This window comes from Kocuria sp. MNB10, from assembly GCF_054073685.1.
In genome coordinates this window covers 1,984,053-2,001,953 of record NZ_CM133411.1, presented here as the reverse complement: position 1 = coordinate 2,001,953, position 17,901 = coordinate 1,984,053, and the positions used below count along the sequence as shown (strand labels likewise).

At 67.5% G+C, this 17,901-nt stretch carries 13 protein-coding genes; all 13 read right to left on the bottom strand.

Annotation, left to right across the window (positions count from 1 at the left end):
* Positions 1-127: 127 nt before the first annotated feature.
* The 13 genes from ACW9PK_RS09010 to rpoB all read right to left on the bottom strand — a co-directional run bounded on the left by ACW9PK_RS09010 (position 128) and on the right by rpoB (position 17,887).
* Complete coding sequence (locus ACW9PK_RS09010) at positions 128-946, bottom strand: IclR family transcriptional regulator domain-containing protein (RefSeq protein ID WP_270258612.1); 819 nt, start codon at positions 944-946, stop codon at positions 128-130.
* A gap of 107 nt (positions 947-1,053) precedes the next feature.
* Positions 1,054-1,713 carry a 3-oxoacid CoA-transferase subunit B gene (locus ACW9PK_RS09005; protein ID WP_085106405.1) on the bottom strand — a complete coding sequence of 220 codons (660 nt, stop codon included), beginning with the start codon at positions 1,711-1,713 and terminating at the stop codon, positions 1,054-1,056.
* The gene (locus ACW9PK_RS09000; protein WP_064845216.1) at positions 1,710-2,408 is read right to left on the bottom strand and encodes a 3-oxoacid CoA-transferase subunit A; all 699 of its coding nucleotides are present in this window, start codon (positions 2,406-2,408) and stop codon (positions 1,710-1,712) included. Before ACW9PK_RS09000 ends, ACW9PK_RS09005 begins: the two co-directional genes overlap by 4 nt.
* A gap of 32 nt (positions 2,409-2,440) precedes the next feature.
* Positions 2,441-3,652, bottom strand: a complete 1,212-nt coding sequence (locus ACW9PK_RS08995) for a thiolase family protein (protein ID WP_064845217.1) — start codon at positions 3,650-3,652, stop codon at positions 2,441-2,443.
* A 141-nt stretch (positions 3,653-3,793) separates the two neighbouring features.
* The gene (locus tag ACW9PK_RS08990) at positions 3,794-4,192 is read right to left on the bottom strand and encodes a carboxymuconolactone decarboxylase family protein (RefSeq protein ID WP_064845218.1); all 399 of its coding nucleotides are present in this window, start codon (positions 4,190-4,192) and stop codon (positions 3,794-3,796) included.
* Positions 4,193-4,338: 146 nt separating this feature from the next.
* On the bottom strand, positions 4,339-5,127 hold the full coding sequence (locus tag ACW9PK_RS08985) for an alpha/beta fold hydrolase (protein ID WP_457015609.1): 789 nt from the start codon (positions 5,125-5,127) through the stop codon (positions 4,339-4,341).
* Positions 5,124-6,566: a lyase family protein gene (locus ACW9PK_RS08980; RefSeq protein ID WP_457015608.1), complete on the bottom strand. Its 1,443-nt coding sequence runs from the start codon at positions 6,564-6,566 to the stop codon at positions 5,124-5,126. Before ACW9PK_RS08980 ends, ACW9PK_RS08985 begins: the two co-directional genes overlap by 4 nt.
* On the bottom strand, positions 6,566-7,138 hold the full coding sequence (gene pcaG, locus ACW9PK_RS08975; RefSeq protein ID WP_457015606.1) for a protocatechuate 3,4-dioxygenase subunit alpha: 573 nt from the start codon (positions 7,136-7,138) through the stop codon (positions 6,566-6,568). Before pcaG ends, ACW9PK_RS08980 begins: the two co-directional genes overlap by 1 nt.
* Entirely contained in the window at positions 7,131-7,943 is an 813-nt protein-coding gene (pcaH, locus tag ACW9PK_RS08970) for a protocatechuate 3,4-dioxygenase subunit beta (protein ID WP_085106480.1), read from the bottom strand. The genes pcaG and pcaH overlap by 8 nt, the downstream gene beginning before the upstream one ends.
* Positions 7,944-7,988: 45 nt before the next feature.
* On the bottom strand, positions 7,989-9,188 hold the full coding sequence (locus tag ACW9PK_RS08965) for a 4-hydroxybenzoate 3-monooxygenase (RefSeq protein ID WP_457015604.1): 1,200 nt from the start codon (positions 9,186-9,188) through the stop codon (positions 7,989-7,991).
* A gap of 188 nt (positions 9,189-9,376) precedes the next feature.
* Positions 9,377-10,153 (bottom strand): IclR family transcriptional regulator, encoded by a 777-nt coding sequence (locus ACW9PK_RS08960; RefSeq protein WP_457015603.1) that lies wholly within the window; start codon positions 10,151-10,153, stop codon positions 9,377-9,379.
* 268 nt (positions 10,154-10,421) lie between these two features.
* Positions 10,422-14,312: a DNA-directed RNA polymerase subunit beta' gene (locus ACW9PK_RS08955; protein WP_368843996.1), complete on the bottom strand. Its 3,891-nt coding sequence runs from the start codon at positions 14,310-14,312 to the stop codon at positions 10,422-10,424.
* Between the two features lie 65 nt (positions 14,313-14,377).
* Complete coding sequence (gene rpoB, locus ACW9PK_RS08950) at positions 14,378-17,887, bottom strand: DNA-directed RNA polymerase subunit beta (RefSeq protein WP_457015602.1); 3,510 nt, start codon at positions 17,885-17,887, stop codon at positions 14,378-14,380.
* Between the last annotated feature and the right edge of the window lie 14 nt (positions 17,888-17,901).

The following is a 17,901-nucleotide window of genomic DNA, read 5'->3' as shown; positions in this document are numbered from 1 at the left end:
AACCGTGTCCGAGCATGACGAAAGATGGCATCTAGGTACAGGGTGCGTACCACAGGACGGTGTCCGATTTGCCATCTGAAGATTGCCCGGAATGGAGCAATTCTTCCTTAGCATAGCAGCTCGCGCCTCAGGAGGAAAAATCGCTTTTGCCGGAGGTCACGACGTCTGCCGACAGGGCGGCGGCGCACCGTTGCAGTGCGGGGACCACTCGGCGGTCCGGGTGTTCCACGTCCCCGGATCCGAGGCCCACGCGCATGGACACGTTGATCGCGGCTACCACCGCTCCCGTGCCGTCCGTCACCGGCACGGCCACGGAGCGCAGCCCGAGTTCGAGTTCCTGGTCCACCACGGCGTGGCCGGCACGACGCACGGCGGCGATCTGCGCCCGCAGCTGCGTGTGGTCCGTGAGTGTCAGCGGGGTCAGGCTGCGCGGTTGCGCCCGCTCGAGCAGTTCCGCGAGCTCCTCGGGGGGCAGTGCCGCGAGCAGGACCCGGCCCATGGAGGTTGCGTACGCCGGGAACCTCGTGCCGAGCGAGATGCTCACGCTCATGATCCGTTGGGTGGCCACGCGCGCGACGTAGACGATCTCCGCGCCGTCGAGCACGGACATGGACGTGGATTCCCCGAGCTCCTCCGACAACGAGCGCAGGTGCGGCTGGGCCAGTTGCGGCAGCGACAGCGCGGAGAGATAGGAGTAGCCCAGGCTCAGTACCTTGGGCGTGAGTTCGAAGCGCCGCCCGTCCGAGCGCACGTAACCCAGGGACTCGAGCGTGAGCAGGAACCTGCGGGCGGTCGCGCGGGTCAGCTGGGTCTGCCGGGCCACCTCGGACAAGCTCATGGCGGGGCGTTCGGCGTCGAACGCCCCGATCACGGCGAGCCCGCGCGCGAGCGACTGCACGAAACCGTCCCCGGGGGCGGAGTCGTTGCTACCGGTCGTGGTGACCACCCTCTCTCCCCCACGACGCCGCGTGGGTCACTGATCGACACGGCGATGGCACCGCGAACGGTCCGCGCGACACCATCGGCACACTACCCGGCAGACTACCGCGTGGGTCACTGGGCGGGGGTCAGCTCCACCTCCACCTGCTGGGCGAGTTCGTCGAAGCCGACACCGAAGGTCTCGCGCACCGTGACCTTGCCGTCCTCGAGGAGGAACACGCCGAGGTCCGTGTAGATCCGGGACACGCAGCCCACGCCCGTGAGCGGCATGGTGCACTCCTTCACGAGCTTCGACTGACCCTTCTTGGTCTTCAGGGTCATCATCACGAAGGTCTGCTTGGCGCCGGTGGCGAGGTCCATGGCACCGCCCACGGCGGGGATCGCGTCCGGCTTGCCGGTGTGCCAGTTGGCGAGGTTGCCTTGCTGGTCCACCTGGAACGCACCCAGCACGCAGCAGTCCAGGTGACCGCCGCGCATCATGGCGAACGAGTCTGCGTGGTGGAAGTACGAGCAGCCCTCGGTCTCGACCACGGGGATCTTGCCGGCGTTGATCAGGTCCGGGTCCACCTCGTCCCCGTGGGCCTCCGCACCCATCCCGAGCATCCCGTTCTCGGTGTGCAGGGTGACGTCGTCCTCGGCGCTGAGGTAGTTGGAGACCAGGGTGGGCTGGCCGATGCCCAGGTTCACGTACGCCCCGGCGGGGATGTCCCGCGCCACGACCTCCGCGAGTTCCTCCGGGCTCAACGGGTGATCACTGTTCTGCGGAACGCTCATGCCGCACCTTCCTCTCGCGGGTCCTGCTGCTGGGGCCGGTTGATCTGCACCACGGTGTCCACGTAGATCCCCGGGGTCACCACGACCTCGGGATCGATCTGCCCGCGCTCCACGATGTCGCTGACCTGCACGATGGAGTGCGTGGCCGCCGCAGCCATGATGGGGCCGAAGTTGCGCGCCGTCTTGCGGTACACGAGGTTGCCGGCCTTGTCCGCCCGATACGCCTTGGTCAGGGAGAAGTCCGCGTGGATGGGGTACTCGAGCACCTGGTGCTTGCCGTCCAGCTCGCGCACCTCCTTGCCCTCGGCCAGGGGCGTGCCGTAACCGGTGGGCGTGAAGAACGCCCCAATCCCGGCACCGGCGGCGCGGATCCGCTCGGCGAGATTGCCCTGCGGGACGACCTCGAGCTCGATCTCACCGGCGCGGTACTTCTCATCGAAGTGCCACGAGTCCGACTGGCGCGGGAACGAGCAGATGATCTTCTGCACGCGGCCCAGCTGGATCAGCTTGGCGAGACCCACGTCCCCGTTGCCGGCGTTGTTGTTCACGACCGTGAGGTCCTTGGCGCCGTGTTCGATCAGGGCGTCGATGAGTTCCACGGGCTGACCGGCCACACCGAAGCCGCCGATCATCACGCACGCACCGTCGTGGATGAGCTCCACGGCCGCCGCGGCGCTGTCTGCAATGTTGAGCATGGTGTGCCTTTCTCGAAAAGGTTGGAGGGGTCTCAGCCCTGGGCGTTTTCGTTCTCGAGCACCACCGCGAGGCCCTGCCCCACGCCGATGCACAGGCTGGCCACACCCCAGCGCTGCCCGCTCTCCTGCAACCGGCGGGCCAGGGTCCCCAACACGCGGGTCCCGGAGGCGCCGAGCGGGTGGCCGATCGCGATGGCCCCGCCCCACTGGTTGACGATGCTCTGGTCCACACCCCACTGGCGCAGGCACGCAAGCGACTGCGCGGCGAAGGCCTCGTTGAGTTCCACGGCGGCGACGTCGTCCCACGTGATCCCCGCGCGGCGCACGGCGATGTTGGCCGCCTCCACGGGCGCCTCACCGAAGAACTGTGGTTCGTTGGCGGCGGCACCGCGGCCGGCGATACGGGCGATGGGCTCTCGACCGAGCAGCTGCGCACCGCGCTCGCTGCCGAGCCACACGGCGGACGCGCCGTCGTTCATGGGAGAGGAGTTACCGGCGGTGACGGTCGCGTTGTCACCGCTGCGGAACACGGTGCGCAGACCGGCGAGCGTCTCCGGGGTGGAGTCCCCGCGCACGGTTTCGTCCCGGGTGAGCTCCACGCCCTTCTTGGTGTTGGGTGCCACGCTGACCGTGATGTCGTCGTACTTGCCCTCGTCCCACGCCTTGGCCGCAAGCTGGTGGGAGGTGGCCGCGAACGCGTCCTGGTCCTCGCGCGAGATGCCGTGCTTCTCGCGCAACTGCTCGGTGGCCTCACCGAGGGACACCGTCCACTCGCTCGGCATGTCCGGGTTCACTAGGCGCCAGCCCAGGGTCGTGTTGGCGAGCTCGAGGTTCTGCATGGGGTAGGGCCGCTCGGTCTTGGGCAGCACCCACGGCGCGCGGGACATGGACTCGACGCCGCCCACGAGCAGCAAGTCCCCTTCCCCCACCTCGATCTGACGGGAGCCCATCATCGCGGCGTCCAGGGACGAACCGCACAACCGGTTGATCGTGGAGCCGGGAACGGACACGGGCAGACCCGCGAGCAGCGTGGCCATGCGCGCCACGTTGCGGTTCTCCTCACCGGCGCCGTTGGCGTTGCCTAAGTAGACCTCATCGATCGTGGCGGGGTCCAGCTCGGGTGCGCGCTCCACGAGCGTGCGCACCACGAGGGCCGCGAGGTCGTCGGGACGGTGGCTCGCGAGCGCGCCACCCACCTTCCCGAACGGGGTACGGATGGCGTCGTAGACGTATGCGTGGTTCATGGGGATCCTCACCGTGGTAACTCACCCGGCCGCGGCCGGGGCGGCGCCGGGCTCGGGTGTCCGGTCACCGCGTTGCATGTGTTCAGTCTAGAGCGCAGTGATCGCCATGTGAACACTTGTTCGCATGACGAACAATTCCGGTCAGCCGGAGTACTCCGACAGCGCCTTCTGCGCGTGCTTGAACGCGTTATTGGCGGACGGGACGGAGAGGTAGATCGCGGACTGCAGCAGGATCTCCTTGATCTCGTCCGTGCTCAGCCCGTTGCGCAACGCCGCCTTGACGTGCATCTCGAACTCCTCCCAGTGACCGGCGGCGATCAGCGCGGTCAACACGCACGCGCTGCGCATCCGGCGGTCCAGGCCGGGCCGGGTCCAGATCTCACCCCACGCGTAGCGCGAGATGAAGTCCTGGAAGTCCTCCGTGAACTCGGTCTTGCCGGACTCCGCGCGGTCCACGTGGGCGTCCGAGAGCACCTCCCGGCGCACGGTCATCCCGTCCTGCAGGGCCTGTGCTTCGGTGCGTTGCGAGCGTGGGTTCATGTTTGTTCCTCGTTCCTGGTCTCGTGCTGGTTCGTGTCGTCGTTCCCGAGCTCGTGGCCCGTCATGCCGCGTCCCGTGAATCCGTGTCTCGTGCGCTCGCGGCTCCCCGCGGGTGCCGCGGATCGATCGAGCGCGCGTGGACCGCGTCAGCGCGCGGCCGCCACGAGCTCCGCGATCGTATGGGCCACGAGCTCGGGTGCGGCCACAGGTACGAGGTGGGCGGCGTCGTCGACGACCTCGCAGCGCGCATGCAGCGCGTCTGCGAGACCCTGGGCGACGTCGGGCCCCACCATGACATCCTGCGCACCGGCCACGACTGCGGTGGGGACGGGCGCGGGGCGCGTGCGCTCCCGCAGGTCGAAACCACCGAGCGCACGGCAGGCCGCGGCGTAACTGAACCGGTCCGTCCCCTGCAGGTCGTGCAGCAGCGGGGTCCCGCGTTCCGAGTGCTCGGCCAGGAAATCGGGGGCGAACCACGCCTTGGCACACCCGATCACCTGGGTGGGTGTGCCGGCACTCGCGACGAGCTCGGCGCGCTCGCGCCACATCCGCGGGTCCGGGAAGTAGTTGCTCGTGGCGATCAACGCCGCGGACGCCACCCGCTCGGGATCCTGGGCGAGCAATTGCTGCACCGCCGCTCCCCCGATCGAGGTCCCCGCCATGTGCCACGACCGCGCACCGGTGTGCTCGGTGACGGCGTCCGCCACGGCGCGGGCGAGTTCTCCGAGCGTGAATTCCTGCGCGGGATCGCTGACCCCGTGGCCCGGAAGGTCCCAGCCGATCACGTGGAACCGCTCGGCCAGCAGCGGGGCCACGGCCGCGTAGAGATGGGTGACCGAGGTGCCCAATGCGGGGCCGAGCACCACGAGGGGCGCACCCTCCGCGAGGTCCTGCGGTCGGGTGAATTCCACAAGTCCCGGTGCGGGAACCGTCATGCCGTCGTCCTTTCCTCGTGCCGGGCCACGGCCCGGTCACACAGTTCGCCCGACGCGCCCAGGTAACCGCGCGGGTCCAGCAGGCTCCGGACCCAGCGGGTCACGGACTGCGGATCCCCGACGGACATTCCCTCGGGCAGAGTCGGGTCCTCTTCCGCCGCGATCTCCCGCGCCAGGGCGCTCGCGAGCGCGTCCGCGTCCCACGGCTCAGCGCGCACCGCGGCCTGCACGCGCTGCTTCGCGTTCTTGCCCTCGCGCTCGCTCAGCACCGGCGCGAGTGCCGCGCTCAGCCGTTCCGCCATCACGCCCGTTCCGGCGCGCTCAAGGTTCTGCGCCATGCGCTCGGTGTCCACCGTGAGCCCCCCGGCCAGCTCGGCAGCGTGCGACGACGCCGCGGTCGCCAGTACCGCGAGCTCGCGCAACGCGGCCCATTCGGCATGCCAGCCGCCGTCCGGGCGTTCGTCGTCCGCGGCGCTCGCACCCGCGAACACCTGGGACAGCAGCCCCGGGGCCGCGATGCCCGTGCGCTTGAGCAGCACGCTCAGCACGGGGTTCTGCTTCTGCGGCATGGCCGAGGAAACACCTCGCCCCTCCGCGGTGGGTTCGCGCAGCTCCCCCACCTCCGGGCGGGACATCATGAGGACGTCGTTGGCCATGCGGGCCAGTGCGGCGGTGGTCTGCGCGTAGCCGCTCGCGACCCGCAGCACCGGCACGCGGTCGGTGTGCCACACACCGTTCGGCAGCTCCAGGCCGAGCTCGTCCGCCCAGTGGCCCAGCAAATCGGTGACCCGCCCGAAGGTCTGCTCCGACGTTGCGCCGTCGGAGCAGCGGGCCATCGTGGCGGCCAGGCTCCCGGACGCCCCGCCGTACGACACGGGAAGCCGTGCGGCGAGCACGGCGTCCACGGCGTCGTCGACCGCTGCGAGCCACGAGGCGGCCTTGAGACCGAAAGACATGGGGAGTGCGTGCTGGGTGAGGGTCCGTCCGACCATCACGGTGTCGCGGTGCTCAGCCACGATGCGAGCGAGAGCGTCCCCCGTGCGGGCGAGGTGCGCGAGGATGCTCGAGCGGACGTCACGCACCACCAGCGCCAGGGCCGTGTCCATGACGTCCTGGCTGGTCAACGAGGCGTGCACCGCACTAATCGGCGCGCCGTTCTCCCCTGTGACCGCCGCACGGTAGGCCGCGAGCAGGGGGATCACGGGATTGCCTCCGCCCTCGGCCGCGACCGCGAGGTCGTTCAGGGCCGCTTCGTCGAGCGCCACGCTTTCAGCTGCGGCGTGGGCCGCCCGAGCGGCGTCGGGCGCAACGAGCCCGGACCGCGACTGGGCCGCGACCCACGCGTCCTCCACACGGAGGATCGCGCGGGCCACGGCACGGTCGTCGGCGAGCTCTGCGGCTCGGTGGCTCCCCGGAGTGAGAAGACCGGTGAAGATCATCAGATCCCCGGGTAGGCCAGGAACACGGTCTCGCGGTCCCCCTGCAGGTGCACGTCGAAGTGCAACGAGCCGTCCGACTGACGCTCTGCGATCATCGTGGCGCGTTCGGCCTCGGACAGCGAGGACAGCAGCGGATCGTTGGTCAGCGCGTCCGTATCCTCGGGGAGATACACGCGGGTGAACAGGCGGTTCAGCAGACCGCGCGCGAACACCGTGAGGCAGATGAACGGGGCCTTGCCGTCCTCGGTAGGGCCGGGGTTGACCGTGGTGAAGTCGTAGTGCCCCACGTTGTCCACCGCCACGCGGCCGAAACCGGTGAAGGTGTAGCCGTCCCGCTTGAGCGAACCGGGCTCCTGCGAGACCTGGCCGTTCTCGTCCGCCTGCCAGATCTCGAGCATGGAGTCCGGAACCGGCGTGCCGTGGCCGTCGTACACCGTGCCGTGCAGGCGCACGGCGTTCGGGTGCGAACGGTCCACGAGGAACTCCCCGCCCTCGTAGGGCAGCGCGTAGCCGTAGAAGGGTCCGATGGTCTGGCCCGGGGTGGGCACCAGGCGCTCAGTGTTCTTAGACATTGCTGTCGTCCTCCGTCCAGGTTCGGTTCGAACCGCTCAGCACGATGTCCCAGCGGTAGCCGAGCAGCCATTCGTGCTCGGAGATGTCGTGGTCGTAGTCCGCCACGAGACGCTCGCGCGCCTTGGGGTCCACGATTGACTGGTAGATGGGGTCCAACGCAAACAGCGGGTCACCCGGGAAGTACATCTGGGTGATCATGCGCTGCGTGAAGTCCGTGCCGAACAGCGAGAAGTGCACGTGCGCGGGGCGCCACGCGTTGAGGTGGTTCTTCCACGGGTACGGGCCCGGCTTGATGGTGATGAACGAGTAGGAACCGTCGTCACCCGTCAGACAGCGGCCCACGCCCGTGAAGTTCGGGTCGATCGGGGCTGGGTGCTGATCGCGCTTGTGGATGTAGCGACCGGCGGCGTTGGCCTGCCAGATCTCCACGAGCTGGTTGCGCACGGGGCGGCCGTCGCCGTCCAGGATGCGCCCGGAGATCCGGATCCGCTCACCGATGGGCTCGCCGCCGTCCTGGATTGTCAGATCCGACTCCAGCGCGTGCACGTCCCGCTGGCCGAAGGCCGGCGCGTAGAGCTCGATGGTCTCCGGGTCCGCGTGACGGGGGTCCTTGGTGGGGTGACGCAGGATCGAGCTGCGGTACGGGGCGTAGTCCAGACGAGGCTGGGTCTCCTCCGTGCCAGCCTTCTCGTACTGCTTGCTGATGGCGGCCATCTCGTCGTTGAGTTGGTTCTGGGTGTCGGCGGCGTCGTCCGCGCCCTTGACGTACGGCGGGTCGAAGGTGTCGTCGTTCTCGGTGGTCATGATCATCTCCTTGGGTGAGTGGATCGGAGTCTGGGTCCGGTGTGCTCAGGTGCGGTCCTGCCAGCCGGTGTATGACTCGGCGAAGTAGCCCGAGCCGTACGTGGAGTTCGTGACGGTCTCGAACTCGCCCCGGCGGCGCTTCATGTTGAAGGGGTTCTCCCCCGGCTGGACGTGCATCAGGTTGGTGACCCAGTACGAGAAGTTCTGGGCCTTCCAGATCCGGTCCAGGGCCTTGGCGGAGTACCCGGCCAACCCGCGCTCGTCACCGGAACCGAAGAACTCAATGATCGCCGGCGCGAGCACCCGCACGTCGCAGAACGCGAGGTTCAGACCCTTGGCGCCCGTGGGCGGCACGGTGTGCCCGGCGTCCCCCACCAGGAACATGTTCCCGTAGCGCAGGGGCTCGCACACGTACGAGCGGAACGGCAGCACGGTTTTGTCGAAGATGGACCCGCGCTGCAGCTGCAACCCGTCCGGGCCGTCGATGCGCCGCTGCAACTCGGTCCAGATCCGCTCGTCGTCCCAGTCGTCCACGTTCTCGTTGGGGTCGCACTGGAAGTACATGCGCTGCACGGTGTCGCTGCGCTGCGAGATCAACGCGAAACCGTACTGCGAGTTCGCGTAGATCAGCTCGGGTGCCGACGGCGGCGCTTCGCACAGGATCCCGAACCACGCGAACGGGTACTCGATGAAATTGTCCGTGCGCACGTCCTGCGGGATCTGACGCTTGCAGATGCCCTTGGAACCGTCCGCGCCCACGAGCAGGCGGCTACGGATCTCGAGCTTCTCGCCCTCCTTGGTGGTGCACAGCACCGTGGGCTGCTCCGTGGTCAGGTCCCGGACCTCGGTGTCCGTGACTTCCCAGCGCACGTCACCGCCGTCGCGCTCGCGCGCCGCCGCAAGATCCGCGAATACCTCGTTCTGGGGGTACAGCCACACGGACTGACCCACGAGCTTTTGGAAGTCGATGCGACGGCTCTCGCCCTCGAAGCGCAGCACGGTGCCCTCGTGCTCGTGGCCGTGCGATAGCACGCGCCCGTCCACGCCGGTCTCGACGAGCATCTGCACGGTCCCCGCTTCGAGGATGCCCGCACGGTGGGTATTGGCGATCTCGTCGTGGCTGCGTTTCTCCACGACCACGTTGTCGATCCCGGCCCGGTACAACAGGTGGGAGAGCATCAGTCCGGCGGGCCCCGCCCCCACGATGGCCACCTGGGTGTCGATGATCGTTCGCTCCTCGAGCATGTGTCCTCCTTGCGCACGTCGTGGGTCACATTATGTTGGAGCCACATGGCGCGTATCTCATTGATTCCGTTCAATGGGACGGGGGTCGCGTCTGTGACGCGGGGTACGACATCGCTGCGGCCGGTACGAGGCTCCCCGTTGCGCCTTGGGCGGAGGTGTGTCCCGCGAAGATCACCCACAAGAGGTTGTCAGAATGCCCCCAGGGCGCGGGAGATCCCGTGGCCGGCAACCCGTAACGTTTGCACGATGGCCGAGACGTCCGGATCCCGCATGTCGCTCAGGGGCAGCACCGCTCCGAGGGCCGCTGCGCGGTGCCCCGGGGGGACCTTGAGCGGGACCGCCACTCCCCCACTGCCCTCGTCGATGCGTTCGCGCTGGATCGCATAACCGCGCTTCGCGAAGACCCGCAGGTCCTCCGCGAAGCGTTCCCTGCCCACGAGGGCACCGCCCGGTTCGTCCGCGACCGCCCGCGCCGCAGCGACGTCATGGTACTGCGCGATGAACTCGTCCGAACAGTGGCACAACAGGGCGAGACCCGTGGCCGAGCGGTGCAGTGGAAGGCGTCCGGCGACGATCGAGCGCAGTGGGACCGCCGAGTCACTCGCGGCGATCCGCTCGGCGAACAGGACGTCGTGGCCCTCGATCACCCCCACGTGCACGTGTTGGCGCAACACCGCGTGCACGTCCGACATGAACGGGATCGCGACCGCCGCGAGGTTCTCGGCGGATGCCGCGCGGGACGCGAGCTCCCACAACCGGGTCCCCACCCGGTAGGTCTGCGCGGAACCGGACTCGAGCCATCCCGCGCGCTTCATGTCCCCCAGGATCCGGTGCACCGTGGAGGATGGCAACCCGGTGGCCGCGCAGATCTCGCGGAAGGTCAGCTCGGGACGCGCGGGGCCGAACGCGTCCAGGACGCGATCGAACCGGGTGATCAGTGATTCACCGGACGCCGAGTTGGCCATGCTTCGCCTCCGCTCATGGTTCCCGCGAAAGCCGAACCGCGGGATCCTTGCCCGCTCCAGCCTACGACCCCGCGGCCGGGCCTCTCCCGGCACGAGGCCGCGGCGAGGGTGGCCGCGACCGGGACGAACGCGTTCGGGTCGGTCGCAACCGGGGCGCGGTGGCCGGGTACCGCGCCGGCGTCCGGAACGGGTCCGGGTACGCGAGAGCCCGGGTGGCCCTCCCCGAAGGGAAGCCCACCCGGGCTCTCAGATCACACGCCTACTCGGCTCAGTGACCGCCGAAATCGTAGTCGTCCAGGGGGATCGCATGGAACTCGGAACCGAGCCCCCCGGCGTTCTCCTCGGCGTAGCTGAAATCGGTGAACGCGGAGGGATCCGTGAACATGGAGGCCTTGGCCTCCTCGGTGGGCTCCACATCCACGCTGTTGTACCGCTCCAGACCGGTACCGGCGGGGATGAGCTTACCGATGATCACGTTCTCCTTCAGACCCAGAAGCGGATCCGACTTGCCCTCCATGGCGGCCTGCGTGAGCACACGGGTGGTCTCCTGGAAGGACGCGGCGGACAGCCACGAGTCCGTGGCCAGGGAGGCCTTGGTGATGCCCATGAGCTCCGGACGCCCGGCCGCGGGACGCTTGCCCTCCGCCACCGCGGCGCGGTTGGCCTCGAGGAAGCGCACGTTGTCCACCAGCTCACCCGGCAGCAACGAGGTGTCGCCGGACTCGATGATGGTCACGCGCCGCAGCATCTGGCGCACGATGACCTCCACGTGCTTGTCGTGGATGCCCACGCCCTGGGAGCGGTACACGCCCTGGACCTCATCCACGAGGTGCTTCTGCGCCTCACGAGGACCGCGGATACGCAGTACCTCCTTGGGGTCCACGGCACCGGTCACGAGCTGCTGACCGACCTCCACGTGATCGCCGTCCGCGACGAGCAGCTTGGCGCGGCGCAGCACCGGGTAGGCGAACTCCTCGTCACCGTTGTCCGGGACCACCACGATCTTCAGCGACTTGTCCGTGTCCTCGATGCGGATCCGGCCGGCCACCTCGGAGATGGGGGCCACGCCCTTGGGCGTGCGGGCCTCGAACAGCTCCTGGATACGGGGCAGACCCTGCGTGATGTCACCGTCCGAGGACGCCACACCACCGGTGTGGAACGTACGCATGGTCAGCTGGGTACCGGGCTCACCGATGGACTGGGCGGCCACGATGCCCACGGCCTCGCCGATGTCCACCAACTGGTTGGTGGCCAGCGAACGGCCGTAGCACGCGGCGCACACGCCCACGGCGGACTCGCACGTGAGGACCGAGCGCACGCGCACCTGGTCCACACCGGCGTTGTAGAGCTTGTTGATCATGGCGTCGGACATGTCCGCGCCCGCCTCGGCAAGCACTTCGCCGTTCTCGTCCGCCACGGCGCTGGCCAGCACGCGGCCGTGCACCGTGTTCTCGATGTCCTCGTGCAGCGTGCGCACACCGGTGTCGGTGATGTCCGCGAGCGGCAGGGTCAACCCGCGCACCGTCTGGCAATCGGACTCTCGCACGATCACGTCCTGCGAGACGTCCACCAGACGACGGGTCAGGTAACCCGAGTTGGCGGTACGCAGAGCGGTGTCCGCGAGGCCCTTACGCGCACCGTGGGTCGCGATGAAGTACTCCAACACGGACAGGCCCTCACGGTAGGAGGACTTGATCGGTCGGGGCATGATCTCGCCCTTGGGGTTCGCCACCAGACCACGGATACCCGCGATCTGACGCACCTGCATCCAGTTACCACGTGCACCGGAGGAGACCATCCGGTTGATCGTGTTCCCGGCGGTCAGGTTGTTGCGCATGGCCTCGGCGACCTCGTCGGTGGCCTTGGACCAGATGTCGATGAGCTCGGAGCGGCGCTCGTCGTCGTCGATCAGCCCCTTGTCGTACTGGCCCTGGATCCGCGCGGCCTGCGCCTCGTAGCCCTCCATGATGGCGGGCTTCTCCGGCGGGGTGGCGATGTCCGAGATGGCCACGGTGACACCCGAGCGGGAGGCCCAGTGGAAGCCGGCGTCCTTGAGGTTGTCCAAGGTCTTGGCCACCTGGGTCATGGGGTAACGCTCTGCGAGGTCGTTCACGAGCGCGGACAGGTGCTTCTTGTCCGCGACGTTCTCGTCCCACGGGTAGTCGGCAGGCAGCGTCTCGTTGAACAGCACGCGACCGAGCGTGGTCTCCACGACGGCGGGCTGACCTTGCTCCCAGCCCTCGGGCGCTTCCCACCCGGCGTACGGCACGAAGTCCTCGAGCTCGATCTTGCAGCGCGAGTTCAGGTGCAGCTCACCGGAGTCCGCGGCCATGATGGCCTCGGCCACGGAGGAGTAGCTGTTGCCCTCCCCGGCCCAACCCTCACGCACGGTGGTGAGGTGGTACAGGCCGATGATCATGTCCTGCGAGGGCAGGGCGATTGGCTTGCCGTCCGAGGGCTTGAGGATGTTGTTCGAGGACAGCATCAGCACACGCGCCTCGGCCTGCGCCTCCGGAGACAGCGGCAGGTGCACGGCCATCTGGTCACCGTCGAAGTCGGCGTTGAACGCGCCGCACACGAGCGGGTGCAGCTGGATGGCCTTGCCCTCCACGAGCTGCGGCTCGAACGCCTGGATGCCCAGACGGTGCAGGGTCGGTGCGCGGTTGAGCAGCACGGGGTGCTCCGTGATGACCTCTTCCAGCACGTCCCACACCTGCGGGCGGTAGCGCTCCACCATCCGCTTGGCGGACTTGATGTTCTGCGCGTGGTTGAGGTCCACGAGGCGCTTCATCACGAAGGGCTTGAACAGCTCCAACGCCATCTGCTTGGGCAGACCGCACTGGTGCAGCTTCAGCTGCGGGCCCACCACGATCACGGAACGACCGGAGTAGTCCACGCGCTTGCCCAGCAGGTTCTGACGGAAGCGGCCCTGCTTACCCTTGAGCATGTCGGACAGCGACTTCAACGCACGGTTGCCGGGGCCCGTGACCGGGCGACCGCGGCGGCCGTTGTCGAACAGCGAGTCCACGGCCTCCTGGAGCATGCGCTTCTCGTTGTTCACGATGATCTCGGGCGCACCGAGGTCCAGCAGCCGCTTGAGTCGGTTGTTGCGGTTGATCACACGACGGTAGAGGTCGTTGAGATCGGACGTCGCGAACCGGCCACCGTCCAGCTGCACCATGGGGCGCAGTTCCGGCGGGATCACCGGGACGGCGTCCAGTACCATGCCGAGCGGCGAGTTGTTCGTGGTCAGGAACGCGTTGACCACCTTGAGGCGCTTGAGGGCGCGGGTCTTGCGCTGACCCTTGCCCGTGGCGATGGTCTCGCGCAGGGCCTCGGCCTCCGCGGCGAGATCGAAGGTCTCGAGGCGCTTCTTGATGGACTCGGCGCCCATGGAACCCTCGAAGTACATGCCGTAGCGGTCCACCATCTGGCGGTACAGGGCCTCATCACCCTCGAGGTCGTTGACCTTGAGGTTCTTGAAACGGTCCCAGACCTTCTCGAGGTAGTCGATCTCACGATCGGCGCGCTTGCGCACGTTCGCCATCTGACGGTCTGCGGAGTCACGCAGCTTGCGCTTTTCGGCGGCCTTGCCGCCCTCCTCCTCGACGCGCGCGAGATCGTTCTCGAGGTCACGGGCGATCGCGTTGATGTCCGCGTCGCGGGTGTCCTCAAGCTGCTTCTTCTCACGGTCGATCGCGGCCTGTAGGTTGGGCAGGTCGTCGTGACGGGCCTGCTCGTCCACGGACGTGATCATGTACGCCGCGAAGTAGATGACCTTCTCGAGGTCCTTCGGGGCGAGGTCCAGCAGGTATCCCAAGCGCGAGGGCACGCCCTTGAAGTACCAGATGTGGGTCACGGGAGCGGCGAGCTCGATGTGACCCATCCGCTCACGACGCACCTTGGCGCGCGTGACCTCCACGCCGCAGCGCTCGCAGATGATGCCCTTGTAGCGCACACGCTTGTACTTACCGCAGTAGCACTCCCAGTCCCGGGTGGGGCCGAAGATCTTCTCGCAGAACAAGCCGTCCTTCTCAGGCTTGAGCGTGCGGTAGTTGATGGTCTCGGGCTTCTTGACCTCGCCGTAGGACCAGCCGCGGATCTGATCCGCGGTCGCGAGGCCGATACGCATGAGGCCCAGTGAAGAATCGTTGGACATAAGGTCCTGTCCCTCTTTCTAAAATCCTGAAGTGTGTTCGGGCTGATCGATGAACGAAAGGGGTCTCAGACCTCTTCGACCGAGCTGGGCTCGGAGTGGGAGAGGTCGATACCGAGTTCGTCCGCAGCCCGGAAGCTGTCGTCCTCGGAATCACGCATTTCCACCGCGTTACCGTCCGCGGAGAGGACCTCCACGTTCAGGCACAGGGACTGCATTTCCTTGATGAGCACCTTGAAGGATTCGGGCACACCCGGTTCAGGGATGTTCTCGCCCTTGACGATCGCCTCGTACACCTTGACGCGGCCGTGGACGTCGTCCGACTTGACGGTGAGCAGTTCCTGCAGGGTGTAGGCCGCGCCGTACGCCTCGAGCGCCCACACCTCCATCTCACCGAAACGCTGACCGCCGAACTGCGCCTTACCGCCCAGCGGCTGCTGGGTGATCATGGAGTACGGGCCGGTGGAGCGCGCGTGGATCTTGTCGTCCACCAGGTGGTGGAGCTTCAAGATGTACTGGTAGCCCACGGACACGGGGTCCGGGAACGGCTGACCGGAACGGCCGTCGTAGAGCTTGGCCTTGCCGGAACGCCCGATCAAGCGGTCACCGTCCCGCGTGGGGTTGGTGTGGTCCAGCAGGTCGAAGATCTCGTCCTCGCGAGCGCCGTCGAACACCGGGGTGGCCACGTTAGTGGGACCGGTGGACTTCGGGAAGTTGCTCAGACCGTGCAGCCACTCCGGGTCGCCCTCGATGTTCCAGCCCTGCTTGGCGAGCCAGCCGGTGTGGACCTCGAGCACCTGGCCCAGGTTCATACGACCGGGCACGCCCAGCGGGTTCAGGATCACGTCCACGGGGGTGCCGTCCTCCATGAACGGCATGTCCTCGATGGGCAGGATCTTGGAGATGACGCCCTTGTTGCCGTGACGACCGGCGAGCTTGTCGCCGTCCGTGATCTTGCGCTTCTGCGCCACGTACACGCGCACGACCTGGTTGACGCCGGCCGGGAGGTCGTCGTCCTCGTCGTCGCGGTCGAACACGCGCACACCGATCACGGTGCCGGACTCGCCGTGGGGAACCTTGAGGGAGGTGTCACGGACCTCGCGGGACTTCTCACCGAAGATCGCGCGCAGCAGCCGCTCCTCCGGGGTCAGTTCGGTCTCGCCCTTGGGTGTGACCTTACCCACGAGGATGTCACCGGCCTGGACCTCGGCACCGATGTGGATGATGCCGCGCTCGTCCAGGGCGGAGAGCACCTCTTCCGACACGTTGGGGATGTCACGGGTGATCTCCTCGGCACCGAGCTTGGTGTCGCGGGCGTCGATCTCGTGCTCCTCGATGTGGATGGACGTCAGGACGTCCTCGGAGACCATGCGCTGGGACAGGATGATGGCGTCCTCGTAGTTGAGGCCTTCCCAGGACATGTACGCGATCAGCAGGTTCTTGCCCAGTGCGAGTTCACCGTGATCGGTGGAGGGCCCGTCCGCGATCACGGTGCGGGGCTCCACGCGGTCGCCCTCGGAGACGATCACGCGCTGGTTGTACGTGTTGCCCGGGTTCGAGCGCACGAACTTGTTGATCGGGTAGAGCTTGGTGGTGCCGTCGTCGTTCAGGACGGTCACGAGGTCCGCGGAGACTTCCTCGACCACGCCGGACTTGGTGGCCAGCACCGAGTCGCCGGCGTCCAGGGCCGCGTAGCGCTCCATACCGGTGCCCACGAGCGGCGCCTCGGACGTGAGCAGCGGCACGGCCTGACGCTGCATGTTGGCGCCCATGAGCGCGCGGTTGGCGTCGTCGTGCTCGAGGTACGGGATCAGGGCGGTGGCCACCGACACCATCTGGCGCGGGGACACGTCCATGAACTCGATGTCCGAGGGGGCCACGAGCACCGCTTCACCCGAGCCGTCGGAGGCACGCGCGAGGACGGCGTCCTCGGCGAAGCGACCGTCGTCGGTCAACGGGGCGTTGGCCTGCGCAATGGTGAGCCCGCGCTCGTCGTCCGCGGTGAGGTAGACGACGTCGTTGGTTACGGTGCCGTCCACGACGCGGCGGTAGGGCGTCTCGATGAAACCGAACGGGTTGATCCGCGCGTAGGTCGCGAGCGAACCGATCAGACCGATGTTCGAGCCTTCCGGCGTCTCGATCGGGCACATGCGGCCGTAGTGCGAGGGGTGCACGTCACGGACCTCCATGCCCGCGCGATCGCGGGAGAGGCCACCGGGACCCAGCGCGGATAGACGACGCTTGTGCGTGAGGCCCGCGAGCGGGTTGTTCTGGTCCATGAACTGCGACAGCTGGGAGGTCCCGAAGAACTCCTTGATCGCGGCCACGACCGGGCGGATGTTGATCAGGGTCTGCGGCGTGATCGCCTCGACGTCCTGGGTGGTCATCCGCTCGCGCACCACGCGCTCCATACGGGACAGACCCGTGCGGATCTGGTTCTCGATCAGCTCGCCCACCGCGCGGATGCGACGGTTGCCGAAGTGGTCGATGTCGTCCACGTCCACGTGGATCTCACGGGCCTCGCCGTCACGCGTACCGGGCATGGTGGAGCCGCCGTCGTGCAGGGTCACGAGGTAGCGAATCATGGCGACGATGTCGTCGAGGGACAGCACCGAGGCGTCCGAGTCCGTGAACGGCTTGTCCAGACCGAGCTTGCGGTTGAGCTTGTAGCGGCCCACCTTGGCGAGGTCGTAGCGCTTGGGGTTGAAGTACATGTTGTCCAGCAGGGACTGGGCGGCGTCCACCGTGGGCGGCTCCCCCGGGCGCAACTTGCGGTAGATGTCCAGCAGCGCCTCCTCGCGGGTCTCCGTGGTGTCCTTCTCCAGCGTCGCGCGGATGGAGTCGAACTCGCCGAACTCCTCAAGGATCTTGGACTCGGTCCAGCCCAGCGCCTTGAGCAGCACGGTCACGGACTGCTTGCGCTTGCGGTCCAGGCGCACACCCACCTGATCGCGCTTGTCGATCTCGAGCTCGAACCACGCACCGCGGGACGGGATGATCTTGGCGGAGTAGATGTCCTTGTCGGACGTGCGGTCCTGGCCCTTCTCGAAGTAGGCACCCGGGGAACGCACGAGCTGGGAGACGACGACGCGCTCGGAGCCGTTGATCACGAACGTGCCCTTGTCGGTCATCAGGGGGAAGTCGCCCATGAACACGGTCTGCTGCTTGATCTCGCCCGTGTTGTTGTTCATGAACTCGGCCTTGACGTACAGCGGGGCCGAGAAGGTCGCGTCGCGGTCCTTGCACTCGACCATTGTGTACTTGGGGTCGTAGAACTCCGGCTCGGAGAAGGACAGGGACATGGTGCCCTGGAAGTCCTCGATCGGGGAGATCTCCTCGAAGATGTCGGACAGACCGGAGGTCGTGGGAACGCTGGTGTCACCCGTCTCCTGGGCTTCGACCACGCGTGCCTGCCAGCGCTCGTTGCCGACCAGCCGATCGAAGCTGTCGGTCTGCAGAGCAAGCAGGTTGGGGACGTCCAGCGGTTCGTGGATCTTCGCGAAGGAAACGCGGCGAGGAGTGTTATCACTCGTGGGGTGGTTGGCGGAGACGTTCGTATCGGTGCTCGAGGCGACCAAGATGTGATCCTTCC

Excerpts from the sequence above, each read along its gene's own strand:
- ACW9PK_RS08990 (WP_064845218.1), bottom strand. The coding sequence starts at position 4,192 with ATGAACCCACGCTCGCAACGCACCGAAGCACAGGCCCTGCAGGACGGG.
- ACW9PK_RS08965 (WP_457015604.1), bottom strand. The coding sequence starts at position 9,188 with ATGCTCGAGGAGCGAACGATCATCGACACCCAGGTGGCCATCGTGGGG.
- pcaH (WP_085106480.1), bottom strand. The coding sequence starts at position 7,943 with ATGACCACCGAGAACGACGACACCTTCGACCCGCCGTACGTCAAGGGC.
- ACW9PK_RS08985 (WP_457015609.1), bottom strand. The coding sequence starts at position 5,127 with ATGACGGTTCCCGCACCGGGACTTGTGGAATTCACCCGACCGCAGGAC.
- ACW9PK_RS08955 (WP_368843996.1), bottom strand. The coding sequence starts at position 14,312 with ATGTCCAACGATTCTTCACTGGGCCTCATGCGTATCGGCCTCGCGACC.
- ACW9PK_RS08980 (WP_457015608.1), bottom strand. The coding sequence starts at position 6,566 with ATGATCTTCACCGGTCTTCTCACTCCGGGGAGCCACCGAGCCGCAGAG.
- pcaG (WP_457015606.1), bottom strand. The coding sequence starts at position 7,138 with ATGTCTAAGAACACTGAGCGCCTGGTGCCCACCCCGGGCCAGACCATC.
- ACW9PK_RS08995 (WP_064845217.1), bottom strand. The coding sequence starts at position 3,652 with ATGAACCACGCATACGTCTACGACGCCATCCGTACCCCGTTCGGGAAG.
- ACW9PK_RS09005 (WP_085106405.1), bottom strand. The coding sequence starts at position 1,713 with ATGAGCGTTCCGCAGAACAGTGATCACCCGTTGAGCCCGGAGGAACTC.
- ACW9PK_RS08960 (WP_457015603.1), bottom strand. The coding sequence starts at position 10,153 with ATGGCCAACTCGGCGTCCGGTGAATCACTGATCACCCGGTTCGATCGC.
- ACW9PK_RS09000 (WP_064845216.1), bottom strand. The coding sequence starts at position 2,408 with ATGCTCAACATTGCAGACAGCGCCGCGGCGGCCGTGGAGCTCATCCAC.